Source organism: Streptomyces sp. NPDC048473, assembly GCF_043200155.1.
Taxonomy (GTDB): Bacteria; Actinomycetota; Actinomycetes; order Streptomycetales; family Streptomycetaceae; genus Streptomyces.
In genome coordinates, this window is the sequence record NZ_JBICXE010000007.1 from 110,770 (window position 1) to 128,762 (window position 17,993).

13 protein-coding genes and 3 pseudogenes are annotated in these 17,993 nt (G+C 70.0%); 11 read left to right on the plus strand and 5 right to left on the minus strand.

Going from position 1 to position 17,993, the window contains the following annotated elements:
- Positions 1–6: 6 nt before the first annotated feature.
- Both secD and ACGFU7_RS14935 read left to right on the plus strand, forming a co-directional pair.
- Positions 7–2,322 (plus strand): protein translocase subunit SecD, encoded by a 2,316-nt coding sequence (gene secD / locus ACGFU7_RS14930; protein WP_393695780.1) that lies wholly within the window; start codon positions 7–9, stop codon positions 2,320–2,322.
- Positions 2,323–2,459: 137 nt separating this feature from the next.
- A complete protein-coding gene (locus tag ACGFU7_RS14935) occupies positions 2,460–3,203 on the plus strand; it encodes a YoaK family protein (RefSeq protein ID WP_393696162.1) in 744 nt (247 codons plus the stop codon).
- On the opposite strand, the gene ACGFU7_RS14940 is transcribed toward ACGFU7_RS14935, so the two are convergent.
- The gene (locus ACGFU7_RS14940; RefSeq protein ID WP_393695782.1) at positions 3,193–4,056 is read right to left on the minus strand and encodes a helix-turn-helix domain-containing protein; all 864 of its coding nucleotides are present in this window, start codon (positions 4,054–4,056) and stop codon (positions 3,193–3,195) included. The two genes, ACGFU7_RS14935 and ACGFU7_RS14940, sit on opposite strands and share 11 nt — an antisense overlap.
- A 63-nt stretch (positions 4,057–4,119) precedes the next feature.
- On the opposite strand from ACGFU7_RS14940, the gene ACGFU7_RS14945 reads away from it, so the two are divergent.
- A complete protein-coding gene (locus ACGFU7_RS14945; RefSeq protein WP_114247647.1) occupies positions 4,120–4,425 on the plus strand; it encodes a 4a-hydroxytetrahydrobiopterin dehydratase in 306 nt (101 codons plus the stop codon).
- A 197-nt stretch (positions 4,426–4,622) separates the two neighbouring features.
- On the opposite strand, the pseudogene ACGFU7_RS14950 reads toward ACGFU7_RS14945, so the two are convergent.
- A pseudogene (locus tag ACGFU7_RS14950) lies at positions 4,623–5,586 on the minus strand (LysR family transcriptional regulator).
- Between the two features lie 78 nt (positions 5,587–5,664).
- Here ACGFU7_RS14950 and ACGFU7_RS14955 point away from each other — a divergent pair.
- Positions 5,665–6,408, plus strand: coding sequence for a class I SAM-dependent methyltransferase (locus ACGFU7_RS14955; RefSeq protein WP_393695784.1), 744 nt, complete (start codon positions 5,665–5,667; stop codon positions 6,406–6,408).
- On the opposite strand, the pseudogene ACGFU7_RS14960 reads toward ACGFU7_RS14955, so the two are convergent.
- A pseudogene (locus ACGFU7_RS14960) lies at positions 6,375–7,207 on the minus strand (NmrA family transcriptional regulator). The gene ACGFU7_RS14955 and the pseudogene ACGFU7_RS14960 overlap by 34 nt on opposite strands.
- On the opposite strand from ACGFU7_RS14960, the gene ACGFU7_RS14965 reads away from it, so the two are divergent.
- The 4 genes and pseudogenes from ACGFU7_RS14965 to ACGFU7_RS14980 all read left to right on the plus strand — a co-directional run bounded on the left by ACGFU7_RS14965 (position 7,206) and on the right by ACGFU7_RS14980 (position 11,118).
- A complete protein-coding gene (locus ACGFU7_RS14965) occupies positions 7,206–8,183 on the plus strand; it encodes a class I SAM-dependent methyltransferase (RefSeq protein ID WP_393695786.1) in 978 nt (325 codons plus the stop codon). The pseudogene ACGFU7_RS14960 and the gene ACGFU7_RS14965 sit on opposite strands and share 2 nt — an antisense overlap.
- Positions 8,184–8,265: 82 nt before the next feature.
- Positions 8,266–8,730 (plus strand): annotated as a pseudogene (locus ACGFU7_RS14970) (aldehyde dehydrogenase family protein); the annotation flags it as partial.
- Between the two features lie 170 nt (positions 8,731–8,900).
- Positions 8,901–9,977, plus strand: coding sequence for a CaiB/BaiF CoA transferase family protein (locus ACGFU7_RS14975; protein WP_393695788.1), 1,077 nt, complete (start codon positions 8,901–8,903; stop codon positions 9,975–9,977).
- A 556-nt stretch (positions 9,978–10,533) separates the two neighbouring features.
- Entirely contained in the window at positions 10,534–11,118 is a 585-nt protein-coding gene (locus tag ACGFU7_RS14980; protein WP_393695790.1) for a hypothetical protein, read from the plus strand.
- Between the two features lie 356 nt (positions 11,119–11,474).
- Here the strand turns inward: ACGFU7_RS14980 and ACGFU7_RS14985 are convergent, their stop codons facing one another.
- A complete protein-coding gene (locus ACGFU7_RS14985; RefSeq protein WP_393695792.1) occupies positions 11,475–11,957 on the minus strand; it encodes an RICIN domain-containing protein in 483 nt (160 codons plus the stop codon).
- 87 nt (positions 11,958–12,044) lie between these two features.
- Positions 12,045–12,881 (minus strand): aldo/keto reductase, encoded by an 837-nt coding sequence (locus ACGFU7_RS14990; RefSeq protein ID WP_393695794.1) that lies wholly within the window; start codon positions 12,879–12,881, stop codon positions 12,045–12,047.
- A 319-nt stretch (positions 12,882–13,200) separates the two neighbouring features.
- Here ACGFU7_RS14990 and ACGFU7_RS14995 point away from each other — a divergent pair, with 319 nt between their 5' ends.
- The 3 genes from ACGFU7_RS14995 to ACGFU7_RS15005 all read left to right on the plus strand — a co-directional run bounded on the left by ACGFU7_RS14995 (position 13,201) and on the right by ACGFU7_RS15005 (position 17,972).
- Positions 13,201–14,247 (plus strand): chitinase, encoded by a 1,047-nt coding sequence (locus ACGFU7_RS14995; protein ID WP_393695796.1) that lies wholly within the window; start codon positions 13,201–13,203, stop codon positions 14,245–14,247.
- A gap of 9 nt (positions 14,248–14,256) precedes the next feature.
- Positions 14,257–15,897: a glycosyl hydrolase family 8 gene (locus ACGFU7_RS15000; RefSeq protein WP_393695798.1), complete on the plus strand. Its 1,641-nt coding sequence runs from the start codon at positions 14,257–14,259 to the stop codon at positions 15,895–15,897.
- Between the two features lie 65 nt (positions 15,898–15,962).
- On the plus strand, positions 15,963–17,972 hold the full coding sequence (locus ACGFU7_RS15005; RefSeq protein WP_393695800.1) for a PQQ-dependent sugar dehydrogenase: 2,010 nt from the start codon (positions 15,963–15,965) through the stop codon (positions 17,970–17,972).
- Positions 17,973–17,993 lie beyond the last annotated feature (21 nt).

The following is a 17,993-nucleotide window of genomic DNA, read 5'->3' on the forward strand; positions in this document are numbered from 1 at the left end:
AAACCCATGACTCGCGCCACCACGGTGCGAGCGGTTCTGGCTGCGGCCGTTCTGCTCGTCTCCGTGCTCATCACGCTGACCATGTCACCCAGACTCGGCCTCGACCTTCAGGGCGGCACCAGAATGGTGCTCCAGGCCAAGGACTCCGACACCGCGAAAGCGGACCGGGAGAGTACCGACCGCACCCTTGAGGTGCTCCGTCGGCGCATCGACTCCCTCGGTATCACCGAGCCCACCCTGACCCGCTCCGGCGAGGACCGGATCATCGTCGAACTCCCGGACGTCCAGGACCCGCGCAAGGCCGCCGAAGTCATCGGCAGAACCGCCCAGCTCAGCTTCCACGCCGTCCAGGGCCCCGCCACGCAGAACGACGGCAAGGCGGACGACAAGGCCGGCACCGGGCCGACGCTCCCCGACGAACAGGGCCGCTCCCTCGGCCTCGGCCCGGCCCGGCTCTCCGGCGCGGGTGTCAAGGACGCCACCGCCGCGTTCGACGCCCAACAGGGCGCAGGCTGGACCGTCTCCCTCGACTTCCACAAGAACGCGGGCCGGGACTGGACCCGGCTGACCGGTGAGGCCGCCTGCCACCCGGTCCAGGACGACCGGCGCCGCGTCGCCATCGTCCTCGACCAGCAGATCATCTCCTCGCCACAGGTCTCTCCCTCGGTCGGCTGCAACGTCGGCCTGCCGTCCGGCTCCACCCAGATCACCGGCTCCTTCAGCGCCGACGATGCCCGGGAACTGGCCCTGGTCATCGAGGGTGGCGCCCTGCCGCTCCCCGTCGAGACCGTCGAACAGCGGACCGTCGGCCCGACGCTCGGCGCCGCCGCCATCGACGCCGGCGCCCGCGCCGCCCTCATCGGCGCCGCGGCCACCGCACTCTTCATCACCGTCGTCTACCGGCTCTTCGGCGCGCTCGCCGCCGGCGCGCTCGCCGCCTACGGACTGATCTCCTACGCGGCCCTGGTCGCCCTCGGAGTCACCCTCACCCTGCCCGGCCTCGCCGGATTCGTCCTGGCCATCGGGATGGCGGTCGATGCCAATGTGCTGGTCTTCGAACGGGCCAGAGAGGAACACGCACAGCACCCCGGCCGCACGCTGGGCTCCTCGCTGACCGCCGGATTCCGTGGCGCCTGGAGCGCCGTCGCCGACTCCAACGTCACGACGCTGATCGCGGCCGGGCTGCTCTTCTTCCTCGGCTCCGGACCGGTGAAGGGCTTCGGCGTCACACTCGCCATCGGTGTGCTCGCCTCGATGTTCTCCGCACTCGTCATCGCCCGCGCACTCACCGAGATCGCCGCACGCTCACGATTCGTCAGCGACTACCGGGGCGTCAACGGCATCACCGCCCCCGGCCGGGTACGCACCTGGCTGACCCGCCGCGATCCCCAGCTGATGCGTTCCCCGCGCCGCTGGCTGCTGATCTCCACGGCGCTGATCGCCGTTGCCGTCCTCGGCATCGTCGTACGCGGTGTCAACCTGGGCGTCGAATTCACCGGCGGCCGGCTGGTCGAGTACTCGACCAGCCGGCCCGTCGATGTGGAGCACGCCCGCACCGCCCTGGCCGACGCGGGCTTCGGCGACGCCGAGGTCACCACGGCGGGCGCGGGCGACCTCTCCGTGCGCACCGGAAAGCTCGACAACGACGGCGAACACGCCCTGCGCGCCGCCCTCGCGGAGGAGGGCGGCAAAACCACCAAGGTCCGCGACGAACTCATTGGCCCCAGCCTCGGCGACGAACTCCGGCGCAACGCCCTGATCGCGCTCGGCATCGCCGTCCTCGTGCAGCTGGCGTATCTGGCAATCCGGTTCCGCTGGACGTTCGCCGTGGCCTCGGTCGGGGCGCTGGTCCACGACGTCATCATCCTGGTCGGCGCCTTCGCCTGGCTCGGACGCACCGTCGACGGCATCTTCCTGGCCGCGCTCCTCACCGTCATCGGATACTCCGTCAACGACTCGGTGGTCGTCTTCGACCGGCTACGGGAACTGTGGGCCAAGGCCCGTCGCGTCCCCCTCGCCACGGTCGCCGATCGGGCCGTTCTCCAGACCGTCCCCAGAACGGTCAACACCGGAATGGGCGCCTTGTTCATCCTGACCGCACTCGCCGTGCTGGGCGGCGACTCCCTCGCGGACTTCGCACTCGCCCTGCTGATCGGCATCTGCGTCGGCACCTACTCCTCGGTGCTGACCGCCGTACCGGCCGCGCTCCTCCTGGAGCGGAGCAGCAAGGCCCCGCCGCCCGCCCGGAAACGGGCCCCCGGACGCCGGACCGGTACGAAGGCGGCGCGCCGGGATCCGCTCGACAACGGGGCACGCGTATAGCCGCTCCGGAACACACGCCGTCCCCGCCCCAGAAACCGAGCCTCCTTCCGGGCGGGGGCGATGTGCGTCGGTCGTGGTGTTCCGTACGCCCGGGGCGGCACAATTCCGACCACCCACCCCGTGATCGGAGCGTGCCCGTGCCCGTCGTGCTGCGTGAGGCATGGTCCACCGTCGTACCGGACATGAACGACCGGCATGGACCGCTGCCGCCCATGATGCTCGCCCTGACCGTCGTCACCGGGCTGGTCGACGCCGTCAGTTACCTGGAACTCGGCCGGGTCTTCGTCGCGAACATGACCGGCAATGTGGTCTTCTCCGGCTTCGCGATCGCCGGAGCCCCCGGATTCTCGTTCGCCGCCTCGCTCGTCGCGCTCGCCGCGTTCGCGGTGGGGGCACTGCTCGGCGGCCTGATCGTGCACCGTGCCCTGACGCATCGCGGCCGGATGCTGTTGTACGCGCTCCTCGTCGAGACCGCCTGTGTCCTGGCCGCGCTGATCGTCACTCTGGCTTCCGGCCATCCGTTCGTGGGTGGGGTCCGCTTCGTCCTCATCGCACTGCTCGGACTCGGCCTCGGTGCGCAGAACGCCGTCTCCCGGGCGCTGGCGGTCCCCGACCTCACCACCACCGTGCTGACCCTGACCATCACCGGCATCCTCTCCGACAGCCGCTTCGCCGGCGGAGGCGGCAGCAAGGCCGGACGGCGGGTGCTCTCGGCCGCCGCCATGATGACCGGCGCGCTCGTCGGAGCCATGGCCGTACTGCACGGGCACCCGAGACTTCCCCTGCTGCTCGCCGTGGCGGTCCTGGCCGTCGTGACCCTGGCCGCGATCGTCCTGGCGCGGGCCGACGCCCCCTGGGTCCGCCCGGTCGTCAGGAAGTGAGGGACCGCAGATGGTCGGCGGTGGCCCGGTCTGCGGGCAGGAACGTCTCGATGGCCAGCTCGGCCACCGTCACATCCATCGGCGTATTGAACGTCGCGATGGAGGAGACGAACGAGAGCACCTGTCCGCCGTGCTCGATATGCAAGGGCAATGCGAAGGGCAGGGACGACGCGGGGTCGGCGCCCACGCTCTGCCCGTCAGCGCTCCCGCCGCCCCCGCCGCTTCCCTCGGTCCCGGCATCCTCGGCCCTGTCAGTACCTTCCGGTGCGGGATAGCCGGCGACCTCCTCGTACAGCTCACGCAGCTCCGCCGACCGGGCCAGAGCGATCTGGCGCTCCATCTGCGCCAGCAGGTCGGCCCGCCACTCCCGGAGATTACGGATACGCGGGGCCAGGCCCTCCGGATGGAGAGTGAGCCGCATGGCGTTCAGCGGCGGGGCCAGCAGATGCCCGGCCACGCCCTCCAGCAGCATCGCGATACCCCGATTGGCCGCCACCACGTTGTACATACCGTCGACGACGAGCGCGGGGTAGGGGTCGTACCCCTGGAGCAGCCGCTCCATCCCCTCGCGCAGTGCGCCCAGCGCCGGGTCGTCGAGCGCGGTCTGTGCGTAGCGGGGCGCGTAACCGGCCACGACCAGCAGGGCGTTGCGTTCCCTGACCGGGATGTCGAGATGCTCGGCCAGCCGCAGGATCATGTCCTCGCTGGGGCGGGAACGGCCCGTCTCGATGAAGGAAATGTGCCGGGCCGAGGAATCCGCGCGGAGCGCCAGCTCCAGCTGGCTGATCCGACGCTGCTCCCGCCAGCTGCGCAGCAGCGGCCCTACCCCCGTGTCAAGCGCGACAGTTGTCATACCCAGACCGTAACGTCACCGGCACCGCCGACCGGCACCGATCGCTCGTGAGGGAGTCGCAGCATGCCCGCCGCACCATTGTCGCAGAAGGAGATCGAGGACCGTCTGGGTGACCTGCCCGGCTGGTCGCTGGAGGGGGACCGGATCACCTGCACCTACCGGCTCCGCACGCACTTCGCCGCCGTCGGGCTGACCGTACATGTCGCCCAGATCCAGGACGAACTGAACCACCACTCCGATCTGACGCTCGGTTATAACACCGTCACCCTGTCCGTGAACACCCACGATGCGGGTGGTGTGGTCACCGAGAACGATCTGAACCTGGCCGCGCGGGTGGTGGCGATCGCCGCCGGGCACGGCGTGAGGTAGCCGGTCGGGCGAGCACGCCGCCGAGCACCGGGCGCCGGGCGGCCGGCGGGGGCGGGCGACCTGCAGTCGCGTGCAGTCACGCTGCGGCGCGCGCCGCAGCCCATGCGCGATGACATGTCACATCGCGAGGCCGAACCTGTGGACGCGTGATGACATGTCACATCGCGGCACCAAACCCGTGGATGCGCGATGACATGTCACATCGCAGCACCGACCCGTGGATGCGCGGCGAGCCATCGCGTAAAGCTCTCGCTGCGCTCCACCGCCTCGGCGTACGCCGCCCGGGCGTGCCCGCTCACCGTGCCGGACGCCGCAGCGGCCGCCGCCGAACGCGGATGCCGGCCCAGCAGACGGCGCCACCTGAGCGGCGGACCGACGAGCGGCCGCGTCACCAGCCCCGGCGTCGGCGGGAACGTCGCCCGGCACAGTCCGACCGCCCGTCCCACCTGGACGAGATGGACGACGGACGCCGTGTCCGTCTCGTACACCGATACCGGGCTGAACCCGGCCCGCGCGCAGCCGCCGACGAAACAGTCCGCGAAGCAGCCGTCGCCCGGCACATCCGCCCAGCACTCGTCCGCCGGCGCGGAGAGGTCGAGCTCCTGCTCACCGGCGAGCGGGTGGGAGTCCGGCAGCATCACAAAGACCGGATCGACCCCGATCACCTGCCACGTCAGCCGGTCGTTCGCGGGCGGCGGGCTCTCCCCACAGGCCCCGATGAGCGCGAAGTCGAGTCTCCCGTCGACCGGTTGGGCGGTGATCTCGGCGACCGGCCAGGAGGTGTACATCGTCACGGGAGCGGTCGGGTGCGCGGTGACCAGGCGGTCGACGAGACCGCCCAGCTGCGGGCCGTGCGTGCCGCCCAGCCGGAAGACGCTCCATCGTCCCTCAGGCATTGGCGAACCGCACCGCCTCCTCCCGGAGCTCGCTCACGGCGGGCAGCACCACCCGGGCCGTTTCGAGTACCGGCTCACCGAGGAGCGTGGGCCGGGCGCCGGTGTGGTCCCGCTCGAAGAGCGGGCCGCCGAGTGCCTTCTCGATCCGTCGCAACTGCGCGCTCAGCGCGGGCTGGGCGAGCCCGGGGGCGGCGGCCGCCTTGGTCGGGCTCCCGGTGTCGGCGATGGCACGTACGGTACGCCGATAGCGCAACTCCAGCTCCATAAACGCAAGTTATGGGCCAGGCGGCCTACCGGCAACATGCGGTGTCCATGCGGTCGGGTGTGTCCTAGAGTCGGCCAGGTGCTGAACTACGACACCGAGGCGGCTGCCTACGACGCGACACGCGGTGGCGTGCCCAGGGCGGAGGCCGCAGCCGCTGCGGTGCTCGGACTGGTCCCGTCGCCCGCCCGTACCCTGCTGGACATCGGCTGCGGTACGGGACTGGTCACCGAGCGAATGGCCCTCGCCCGCCCCGGACTCGGCGTGTTCGGCACCGACGCCTCGCAGGGCATGGCACAGGCCGCCCGGCAGCGGATCGGCGCGGTGGCGCTCGCCGACGCACGCCGGCTGCCGCTGCCGGACGCGGCGGTGGACGCGGTCGGCGCCATCTGGCTGCTGCATCTGCTGCGCGGGGACGGGGATGTCCGGGCAGTGGTGTCCGAGGCGGCGCGGGTGCTGCGGCCGGGCGGTGTGTTCGTCACCACCGTCGACAAGGACGCGGCCCATGACGTGGGCAGCGACATCGACGAGGCATTCGCCCCCTATCTCGACGCCGATCCGTCCGACCCCGCGGACCTGATCGTCAAGTACGGCTCGGAGGCCGGCCTCGACGTGGCGGGGGAGGCCCACTTCCGTGGCCATGGCCAGGGCCAGAGCCCGACGAGCGCGGCACGCAAGGTGCGCAAGGGCTACTACGCTTCACGCCTGCACCTGCCGGGGACGGCGGCCGAACGGCTCGCGACCGTTCTGACGGCGCTGCCCGAGCCCGAAAGGCCGCGCCCCGACCCGAACTACCGGCTGCTGGCGCTGCGTCTGAGAGATTGAGACGGACGGGGCATCTGCCGGCCCTCCCACGCACCCGCCCGTGCCGCCGCGCGGGCGAACGCCCCGAAGCCCTTCGGATCGCGCCCGAGGACCCGCTTCACGACCTCGGTCACCGTCGCGTTGCGGCCGTCGAGCAGCGTCGCGAACAGCCCGGCCAGGAAACCGGCTTCGGGCCGGGCGCGCCGTACCGCTCCAGTATCTGCGTGTACGCCGGCCCGGATACCGGCAGATACCGCACCGCGCGCCCCGTAGCCCGCGCGATCTCCGACACCACCTCGTCGAACGTCAGCAGCCCGGTCAGCTCATGCACCGCACCCGCATGACCGTCCTCGGTGAGCGCGGCCACCACCACATCCGCGAGATCGTCGACGTCCACGAACAGCTCCGCGGTCCCGCCCGCCGGGAACACCACCTCGCTGCCGAGCACCCCGTCCAGCATCGCGCCCTCGCTGAAGTTCCGCGCGAAGAACGCCGAACGTACGACGGTGAGCGCCGCCCCCGCAGCCGACGCGCGCAGGCTCTCCTGCGCCGCCACCGCCTGCGGCTCACCCCGCCCGGACAGCAGCACCAGCCGCCGCCCCCGCTCTCCACCGCAATCTGCCCGAAGGCCGCCATCGCCTCCGGTGCACCGGGCGCCGCCAGATCCGGGTAGCACGTCACATACGACGCATCCGCACCCCGCAGCGCCGGTGCCCGACTCGTCCGCCCAGTCGAAACGGACCTCACCACCGGAGTGGCGACTTGCCGAACCGGCAACAGATCTTGCCAGGGGACTGATGCGCGGCAAGGCTGTCCCCATGAGCCAGCACACCGACCACGGTCATCAGCACAACACCACCGGCAGTCATCAGCACAACGCCACTGGCAGCCATCACCACGACAGCACTCACGTTCATCACCACGACAACACCCATGGACATCATCACGACATCACCGACCTCGACTGGGGCGTCATGGGCCCGCTGCTGGAGCAGAACGCCGAGCTCAGCCGCCCGCAGTACGAAGAGGCGGCCCGTTGGATCGCCTCCCTGCCCACGGCCCCGAAAGTGCGCAGGATTCTCGACATCGGCAGCGGACCCGGTGTGATCGCCTGCCTGCTCGCCGAGGTGTTTCCCGAGGCGGAAGTCGTCGCCGTCGACGGCACCCCGGCGCTTCTGGAACGCACCCGGGCCCGCGCCGATCGGCTCGGTCTCGGCGACCGTGTCCGTACACAGCAGGCCGACCTCCCCGGCGGCCTCGGCGAGCTGGGGGAGGCGGATCTCATCTGGGTGGGCAACGCCCTGCACCACATGGGTGACCAGCGCGCCGTCCTCGCCGGGTTCGCCGCGCTGCTGCGCCCCGGCGGGAGCATCGCCCTGGTCGAGGGCGGTCTGCCGCCCCGCCAGCTCCCGCGCGACATCGGCATGGGGCGGCCCGGGCTGGAGGCCAGGCTCGACGCGATCACTGCGGACTGGTTCGAGGACATGCGGGCGTCACTGCCCGGCACCAAGCGGGAGGCCGAGGACTGGAGTGCCCTGTTCACCGCGGTGGGTCTGGACCCGCAGGGCACCCGCAGCTTCCTGCTCGACCTTCCGGCGCCGCTCTCCGAGCCGGCCCGCGACCATGTCATCGCCGAGTTCGCCCGTCGGCGCGAGATGTTCGAAGAGTCCCTGGCGGCCGAGGACATCGCCGTACTGGACCGGTTGCTCGACCCCGAGGACCCGGCCGGACTGCGCCGCCGCCCTGATGTCTTCCTGCTCACGGTCCGTACGGTGCACCTGGCCCGACGGAGCTGATCTGTGCTGACCTGCCAGGTCCCCGGGACACGGCGGACCGGGCAGGCCGGTGCGCGGGGACCGGGGAGCGGGAGACGAGCGCATGGGCGTATCCCTGAACTGGCGGACCCGTCGCCGCGAACTCGGGCTGACCGGGCTCGCGGGCCGCAGTGCACCCGACCGCGAAGCGGTGTGGGCGCACAGCATCGAACTGGCCGACCCCACCCCCTGGCTCAGCGGCGGCGGCGAGCTGCTGCTGACCACCGGCCTGAGGCTGCCCGGGACAACCGCGGGGCAACGCGTCTACGTGGCACGGCTGGGCCTTGCCGCGGCCCCCCTGACAGGTGGTCCGCCGTACACCGACGCGGTGCGCCGCGCCGCGGACGACGAAGCGGCGCTCGACCTGGCCGGCGACAGCGCGTTCGGTCCTTCGGTCGCCGTGTTCACCGACTACCTGCGCGTCGTCGAGGCCGCCGTGCGACGGCTCGATGTCGGCATACTGCACATCAACTCCCAGACGGCCGGGGCCGATCCGCATGTGCCCTTCGACGGATCACGGCACAGCAGCTTCGGTACGCGTGAACAGGGCCACGCCGCACGGGACTTCTTCACCGCCACGGCCACGGTGTACGTACGCGGGTCCCGGACGGTGACCCGGCGAACGCCCCCGTTCCCGGCCCCCTGTCGGGTGTCCTGGTCGCCGACTTCGGGCGGGTGCCGGCCGCCCCGTACGCCGCGATGCTCCTCGCGGACCTGGGCGCCGACGTCATCAAGGCGGAGCGTCCGGGCACCGGCGACGACACCCGGGCCCGGGGCCCGCCGCGCGCCAATGACGAGTCCACCTACTTCCTGTCCGTGAACCGCAACAAGCGGTCCTTCGCCATCGATCTCGGCATGGAGGAAGGACGCCACGACGCCCACGAGCCGGTCCGCTGCGCCGCTGTGCTCTTCGAGAGCTTCCGTCCCGGGACGATGGACAAGTGCGGGCTCTCCTACGCGCGGGCCCACGCGCTCAACCCCGGCATCGTCTACTGCTCCGTGACCGGATTCGGAGCAGGCGACGGCACCGCGCCTCCCGGCTACGACCTGCTGCTGCAGGCGGTCGGCGGGCTGATGAGCGTCACCGGGCCCGCACCCGGGCAGCCCCTCAAGACGGGCGTGGCACTGGTCGACGTACTGACCGGCCTGCACGCGGCCGTAGGGGTCCTGGCGGCGCTGCGCCACCGCGACGCGACCGGCGAAGGCCGGCACGTAGAGGTCGGTCTGCTGTCCTCGGTGCTGTCGAGCATGGTCAACCAGGCGGGCGGGTACACCCTGGCCGGCCGGGTGCCGGGCATTCTCGGCAACCGTCGCCCGTCCATCGCCCCGTACGAGGTGTACCGGACCGCGGACCGGCCGCCGGTCGTCGCCGTCGGCAACGACCGGCAGTTCCTCGCCCTGTGCCGGGGCCTGGGCGCTCAGGCGCTCACCACCGATCCCCGGTTCGCCTCGAACGCGGACCGGGTCACGTACGTCGATGCGCCGGCTGAGGAGATCTCGGCGCGGCCCGCCCTGCGCACCTCAGCCGAGTGGTTCGACCTGCTCACCCCGCTCGGGGTGCCGTGCGGCCCGGTCAACGACCTCGCAGGTGCCTTCGACCTCGCCGAACGCCTGGGCCTGTCCCCACGTGTCACACCGGCCGACGCGGACCCCGACGACCCCATGCGCCTGGTGGCCAGCCCCATCGGGCTGTCCCGTACGCCGCCGCGTGACGAGCGGCGCCCGCCGCGGCTCGGCGAGCACACCGAGGACCTCAGGCGCTGGCTGGACAGCTGACCGCCCGGCCGGCCCCGCACCCGTACACCGCACCCATTTCGATACGCACCCGCAGCACGGTCGCGCTGCTCGCGTACGCCACGGGCCGGGCACTGCGCTCCGGACGGAGGGACGCACCGGATGAGGCCGACGTCGTCGTGCAATGAGCGCTCACCCGCGGCCACCGGGCACCCGGCAACCCGGGCAGCGCTCTTCGATGTGCTCCATCGGTACGTCACTGCAGGTCAGGGCGGGTGGGACTGCGGATGACGGGTATTCAGGACGGTGGCGTACGGCTCCTGCCCGGGCCGTGTCAACAAAGACACGCTGCCGCGAGGGGTGAGAGGGCATCAGGAAGTCCCCTGTACGGGCTAATGGCACATCAATTCGCCTACAAATAAGGGCGATTGGCAGCTTGTCGGATTATCAGGAAATGGCATTCGAGTGTCTCGTGTACCCCGATCGGCGCCCCGGCGTCGACCTTCCAACGTGTCCGATATGACAGCTATCGGGACCGTAAGTACGTTCAATCTCGGGTCGGCTGTTCGGCCGACCTCTCTGAGACAGGAGAAGTGACATGGTTACGCGTTCCACCGTCGTTACCGCCGCTCTTGCGGCTGCCGCGGCCCTGGCCGCCACCGGCATCACGTACGCCTCGGCTGCCTCCACGGAGCCGGCCCAAGCCGCCCCGGTCGTCCAGCAGGCCGCCGCCCCCGTTTCGGCCCTCGACGGCGGCGACGCCGGCAACGGCAACGAGGGCAAGGGCAACGAGGGCAAGGGTGGCGGGGGCTACGAGAACAAGGGTGGCGGGGGCTACGAGAACAGGGGCCACCGGGACCACTTCGAGGGCCGGATCCACATCAACGAGCGCACCTACACCGCCGAAGGGGGCGGCTGCATCACGGTGGTCAGCGGACTCGGTTCCAAGAGCCTCAACATCCGCAACGACAGCCGCCGGACCGTCGAGGTCTTCCGTGGCGCCACCTGCGACAACGGCGCCCCGCTGGCGACCGTCGGTCCCTGGAGCTCCAGTGACGGCGTCTTCCCGGGCCGTGTCCGGGGCGGCGTGAAGGTCCACAACGGAGTCGTGGGCAGCTTCCGAGTGATCGAGCGCCACCACGACGGCGGCAAGGGTGGCGGCGACTTCGGCGACGACTACTGAGACCGGTGATCGAGCACCATCACGGTGGCCGGTAACCGAGCACCACTACAAAGGCCGGTGATCGATTCACCCGCCTGACATAGAACCCCGGCCCGCCGGAATCGGGCCGGGGTTCCAGTCTGGATACTTCTGCCACGCCATATTAGAGCCGGACGGCGAGGCGCTGCCAGCCCGGCTGGACAGCCGTGCCGTACGTGGCCTTCGAGCCTTTGGCAGGACCCGGCGACCGGGGCGGCAGAACGTGGCGCCGGCGCGGCAGACGCCGCCCACGTCCCGGCCGCCGGGAGCCTGGCCAGGCATGGGGCCGGATTCCTGATGGCTTTACCGGGCCTGCGATCGAATCCGAACGAAACGGCTTAGACCATGGGGGTGTCCGGCACCGGCTCCAACTGCCACCACTGGCCGGGGGAGTCGGTGTCCTCCCATTGCTGGACGCGGGCACCGTCCACTGTGCCACCATCGGCCACTTCGAGGACGAGCCCGCTGATGAAACTGACCAGGGTCACCACCCCCGGCGCCTCCAGGTGCTGCTCGATCAGCCATTCCTGGGCGCCGTAGTTGTTGGCCCGCCACTGCTGGACCGCGGCGCCGTTCTCGGTGGAGGCATTGGCGACGTCCAGCCGCTTGCCACTGTGGACATTGACCAGGTGGTACAGCGCGGCACCCTCGTGCACGGGCGTCAGCTCCCAGTGCTGGGCCGCCGAACCGCTCTCCTCGCCCTGCTGCACCGGGGCGCCGCCGCCCTTGGCGCAGCCGTACACCTCCAGCAGCAGCCCGCTGCCCACATTGCGCAGCCGGTAGCGACCCGCTACGACGACGGGCGCGGTGTCCCCGCTCATATTCCGGTTCCTTCCTGGGCAGCGGACCGCCGCCCGGCTCGGCAGCCGGGCGGCGGTCTGTGTACTTCAACGGTGCAGCGGCACGGCTCAGGCGCCGAGGTTGAACTCGCCCGGGTTCGGGCCGAGACGCTTGCCCTCGTCCAGTGCGGCGAACGCGGCCAGGTCGTCCGCGTCCAGCTCGAAGCCGAACACATCGAGGTTCTCCACGATCCGGGACGGCGTCACGGACTTCGGGATCACCACATTGCCGGTCTGGATGTGCCAGCGGAGCACCACCTGGGCCGGTGTGCGGCCGTGCTTCCGGGCGATCGCGACGACCGTCGGGACCTCCAGGAGGCCCTTGCCCTGGCCCAGCGGCGACCATGCCTCGGTCGCGATGCCGTGCTTGGCGTGGAAGGCGCGCGACTGGGCCTGCTGGAGCTGCGGGTGCAGCTCGATCTGGTTGATCACCGGGACCACGGAGGTCTCGCCGAGCAGGCGCTCCAGGTGCTCGGGCAGGAAGTTCGAGACACCGATGGCCTTCGCGCGGCCGTCGGAGTAGATCTTCTCGAAGGCCTTGTACGTGTCGATGTACGCGTCCTTGGCCGGCACCGGCCAGTGGATCAGATACAGATCGACATGGTCCAGGCCCAGCTTGTCGAGCGAGGCGTCGAAGGCGCGCAGGGTGGAGTCGTAGCCCTGGTCGGCGTTCCACAGCTTCGTCGTGACGAAGAGTTCCTCGCGGGCGACACCGGAGGCCGCGATGGCCCGGCCGGTGCCCGCCTCGTTCTCGTAGATCGCGGCGGTGTCGATGCTCCGGTACCCGGACTCGATGGCTGTCGCGACCGCCTTCGCAGCCTCGTCGTCCGGCACCTGCCAGACACCGAAACCGAGCTGCGGCATCTCGACGCCGTTGTTGAGGGTGATGGAGGGGACCTTGCTCACGAGCGGTCGATCCTTACGTCGTCGGTTGGGATTCTCATGGTCAACGAACAGGGAGAGCCATGCATTCCCCGCCGGGCCGGTGTTCGCAGCCGGTACCTGTCCGGCCCAGGGGTGACGTGGCCTCACTCGGCCCCGTCTCCGCCTCGTCCCGATCGCGCGTCGATGCCGCCAATCGGCGCCCGAGCTGTCCGAAATCGTGCGAACTCACCGACGGACATTGACATTTGGGCCCGCGCGGAGCATTGACAGATCGTTCTCCAGGGAATCCCATGCAGTGATGGTTAGGAACCTTTCCTAACGTCGCCCGGAAGGAGCTCCCGTGCACGCCGACCGCCCCCCACGCCGTACCCTCGCCGTCTTCGCCGGCCTCAGCTGTCTGCTTCTGCCCCTGCTCGCCCAACTCCCGAAGGCTTCCGCCGCCACGGCGGACGGCGGCCCCGGCAGCGAATCCCCGACCACCGCCACGACGGCCGCGGGCCCCGGTGCGATGGCTGCGGCCCCGTACGAATACCTCGGCTGGGGAAACCCGCAGAAGCCGGCCGATGTGATGGCGGCGACGGGCGTGAAGTGGTTCACGCTCGCCTTCGTCCTCTCGGACGGCACCTGCAACCCGAAGTGGGACGGCGACCGGGCACTGACCGGCGGCTCTGACCAGGCCGCCATCAACTCCATCCGGGCGGCCGGCGGTGACATCGTCATCTCGGCGGGCGGCTGGAGCGGCAACAAGCTCGGCGAGAAGTGTTCCAGCGCCTCCGCGCTGGCCGGTGCCTACCAGAAGGTGATCAACGCCTACCACCTCAAGGCGCTGGACATCGACATCGAGGACACCGAGTTCTCCAAGGCCGCCGTGCGACAGCGGGTGGTCGACGCCCTGAAGATCGTCAAGACGAAGAACCCGGGCATCGTGACGTACGTGACCATGGGGACCACTCCGACCGGCCCCGACGCCAACGGCAAGGACCTCATCAAACGGGGCGCCGCGGCAGGGCTCGACAACGACGGCTGGGTCATCATGCCCTTCGACTTCGGCGGGCACACCGGCACCATGGGCGCAGCCACGGTCAGTGCACTCGACGGGCTCAAGGCCGCAGTCGAGAGCGCCTACGGATACAACGACGACGCCGCCTACCGGCACATAGGGGTCTCCTCGATGAACGGGAAGACCGACGAGTCGGACGAGACCGTCACCACCACCGACTTCAGAACGATCCTCGGCTACGCACAGCAGCACCACATCGCGCGCTACGCCTTCTGGTCCGTCAACCGGGACCGCGCCTGCGGCTCCGGCAGCGATGGGGACGCCTGCAGCGGGGTGTCCCAGTCCCCGTACGACTTCACCAAGATCGTCGTCCAGTACCAGGGCTGAGGAGGTCCGATGCGAACGACCACGAGCAAGCTGACCATCGGCGGCACGGTACTGGCCGCCGCCGGACTGCTGCTGCCTCTGCTCGCCGCGCCTCCCGCGGCCGCGGCGGCCACTCTTTACGAGGCGGAGGGCGCGACGCTCTCCCAGGCGGCCGTGGCGACGAACCACGCCGGCTACTCCGGCACCGGCTTCGTCGACTACACCAACGTCGCGGGATCGTCGGTGGAGTTCACGGTGAACGCCGCCGCGGGCAGCACCTCGCTCGCCATCCGCTATGCCAACGGAACCACCACCGACCGCCCGATGGACATCAGCGTGAACGGCACGGTCGTCGCCTCCGGGCTCGCCTTCGGCGGGACCGGCTCCTGGGACACCTGGGCGACGAAGACCGTCACCGCCCAGCTCACCGCCGGAACCAACACCGTCCGGGCCACCGCGACCACGGCGAACGGCGGCCCCAACCTCGACTACCTGGACAGCGGAGCGCCCACCGCCGGCGGTCCCGCGGTGCCCTTCGGCAGCCACCGATTCCCGTACGCCGCAGGGACACTGAAGCCGTCCGGCTCACAGTCCACGCTCGACCAGGCCGTGATCAAGACGTACAACGCCTGGAAGTCCGCGTTCGTCAGGAAGAACTGCGGCAACGGCTGGTACGAGGTCATCTCGCCGGACGCCGACCATCCCTACGTCGCCGAGGCCCAGGGTTACGGCATGGTCGTCACCGCGACGATGGCAGGAGCCGACCCGGAGGCGAAGACCGTCTTCGACGGCATGGTGAAGTACATGCTCGCGCACCCCTCGGTCAACAACGCCAACCTGCTCGCCGCCGAGCAGGACACCTCCTGCAAGAGCGTCGACGGATCCGACTCGGCGACCGACGGGGACCTCGACGTCGCCTACGGGCTGCTGCTCGCCGACAAGCAGTGGGGCTCCACGGGCACGTACAACTACAAGGACCTCGCGGTCAAGCACATCAACGCCATCAAGAAGAGCGAGGTCAACCCGGCCACCCACCTCATGCTGCTCGGTGACTGGTCGGACTCCGGCGAGTCCCACTACTGGATGACCCGCTCCTCGGACTGGCTGATCGACCACTTCCGCGCCTTCAGGACGGCTACGGGCGACAGCACCTGGGACACCGTGCGCACGGCCCATCAGAATCTGATCACCTCCCAGCAGTCCAAGTACGCAGCGAACTCAGGCCTGTTGGCGGACTTCGTCATCAACACGAACAGCACGCCCAAGCCCGCTGCGGGCGAGGTGCTCGAAGGCCCCAACGACGGCGACTACTCCTGGAACGCCTGCCGCGACCCGTGGCGCATCGGCGCGGACGCCGTCACCAGTGGGGACGCCGCCTCGCTCGCCTCGGCCCGCAAGCTCAATTCCTGGATCAAGTCGAAGACGGGCGGCGACCCCAACAAGATCGTCACCGGCTACCACCTGAACGGCACTTCCTTCGACAGCGGCGACGACATGGCATTCACCGCCCCGTTCGTCGTGACCGCGCTGACCGACCCCGGCTCCCAGGTCTGGCTCGACGCGCTCTGGAACAAGCTCGCCGCCACCTCGATCGACCCGCAGCTCTACTACGGCGGGAGTGTCCAGCTGCAGTCGATGATCGTCGCATCCGGCAACTACTGGGTTCCCTGACGGAGGTTCAGATGAAAGCCAGAAAGCTCACAACCTTACGAGGCAGAGTGGCCGCCCTCGCGGTCATGCTGCTCTGTACCGGTCTGGTGCAGGCGGTGCCGCAGTCCGCCTCCGCAGCGGCCACCCGGTACGAGGCGGAGTCCGCGACGATCGTCCAGGGCGCCGCCGAGTCCAACCACTCCGGCTACTCCGGGACCGGCTTCGTCAACGGTGACAACGTCGTCGGCAGCTATGTGGAGTTCACCGTCACCGCGGCCTCTGCCGGGACCGGACAGCTCGCCATCCGGTACTCCGACGGCACGACGGCCGGCCGGCCCGCGGATGTCGCCGTGGGAGGCTCGGTCGTCTCGGCCGCCCGCGCCTTTGACGCCACCACCGACTGGAACACCTGGGCCACCTCCACGCTGACCACCCCGGTCAAGGCGGGCAGCAACAAGATCCGGCTGACGTCCACGACGGCCAACGGGCTGCCCAACCTCGACTACATCGACTTCACGGTCACCTCATCGGACACCCAGGCGCCCACCGCACCCGGCCTGCCCAGCTGCTCCGCGATCACCGAGGACAGCCTCACGCTGAACTGGGGCGCCGCGACGGACAACGTGGGCGTCGCCGCGTACGACATCTACGAACACGGCAACAAGTTCGCCGAGGCGGCGGGCACCGCCACGACGAAGAACCTGACCGGGCTCATGGCCAATACCACGTACAACATCACAGTGTTCGCGCGTGACGCGGCCGGCAATGTGTCGTCGGTCAGCCCCATCGTGGACTGCACCACCCTGCGCAGCTCCGACACCACCGCGCCCTCGGTACCCGGCACCCTGGCCACCTCGGGCCTCACCGCCAACAGCGTCGTCCTGACCTGGGGTGCGTCGACGGACAACACGGCCGTCACCGCCTACGAGGTACGCAGCGGCAGCACCGTCTACAAGACCGTGACCGGCACCCCGCCGGCCACCACGACCACCCTCACCGGACTCGCCTGCGCCAGCCCGTACACCCTGGACATCGTTGCCAAGGACGCGGCGGGCAATGTCTCGCCGCCGGGCAACACGGCCACCTTCACCACCCCGGCCTGTGCCACCGACGGCGGCGTACCGTCGGGCATCGCCACCGTCTCCACCGGCTGGTCCATCCCCTGGGGCACCTACTGGATGCCCGACGGCAAGACCGCGCTGGTGACCGAACGGGACAGCTTCAAGGTCTTCAAGGTCACCCCCGGCGGCACCAGGACCCAGGTCGGTGCCGTGCCGGGCGCCGTCACGACCAATGGTGAGGGCGGCCTGCTCGGCGTCGCCGTCGACCCCAAGTGGTCCACCAACCACTACGTGTACTTCATGCACACCGCGTCCGAGGGCAACCGCGTAGCCCGCATGACATACGACGGCAGCTCGCTCGGCGGATACACGGTCCTGCTCCAGGGGATCAAGAAGAGCAGGTACCACAACGGCGGACGGCTCGCCTTCGGCCCCGACGGCTACCTGTACGCATCGACCGGCGAGGCCCAGACACCCGACCTCGCCCAGGACAAGAACTCGCTCAACGGCAAGATCCTGCGGATGACCACGGACGGCAAGGCCGCGCCCGGCAATCCGTTCGGCAACTACGTCTACAGCTACGGCCACCGCAACCCGCAGGGCCTCGCCTTCGACCGCAACGGCCGCCTGTGGGAGGCGGAGTTCGGCGACAGCAAGAAGGACGAACTCAACCTCATCAAGCCGGGCAACAACTACGGCTGGCCCGTCTGCGAGGGCAGCTGCTCCACCGCCGGCATGACCAACCCGAAGAAGACCTGGAACGTCTCCGAGGCCTCGCCCAGCGGGATCGCCATCGTCCGCAATGTCATCTACATGGCCGCGCTGAAGGGCGAGAGGCTGTGGCGGGTACCGATCACCGGTGACACCGAGAACCTCGGCACGCCGAGCGCCTACTACGTCGGTACGTACGGCCGGCTGCGCACGCTCACCAAGGTCCCGGGCCAGGACCAGCTCTGGCTCTCCACCACCAATTGCGACAACAACGGGGGCGAACCGGACGGCGCGGACAAGCTGTTCCGCGTCTCGATCACGTAGCACGCGCTCCACCGCTGAGGC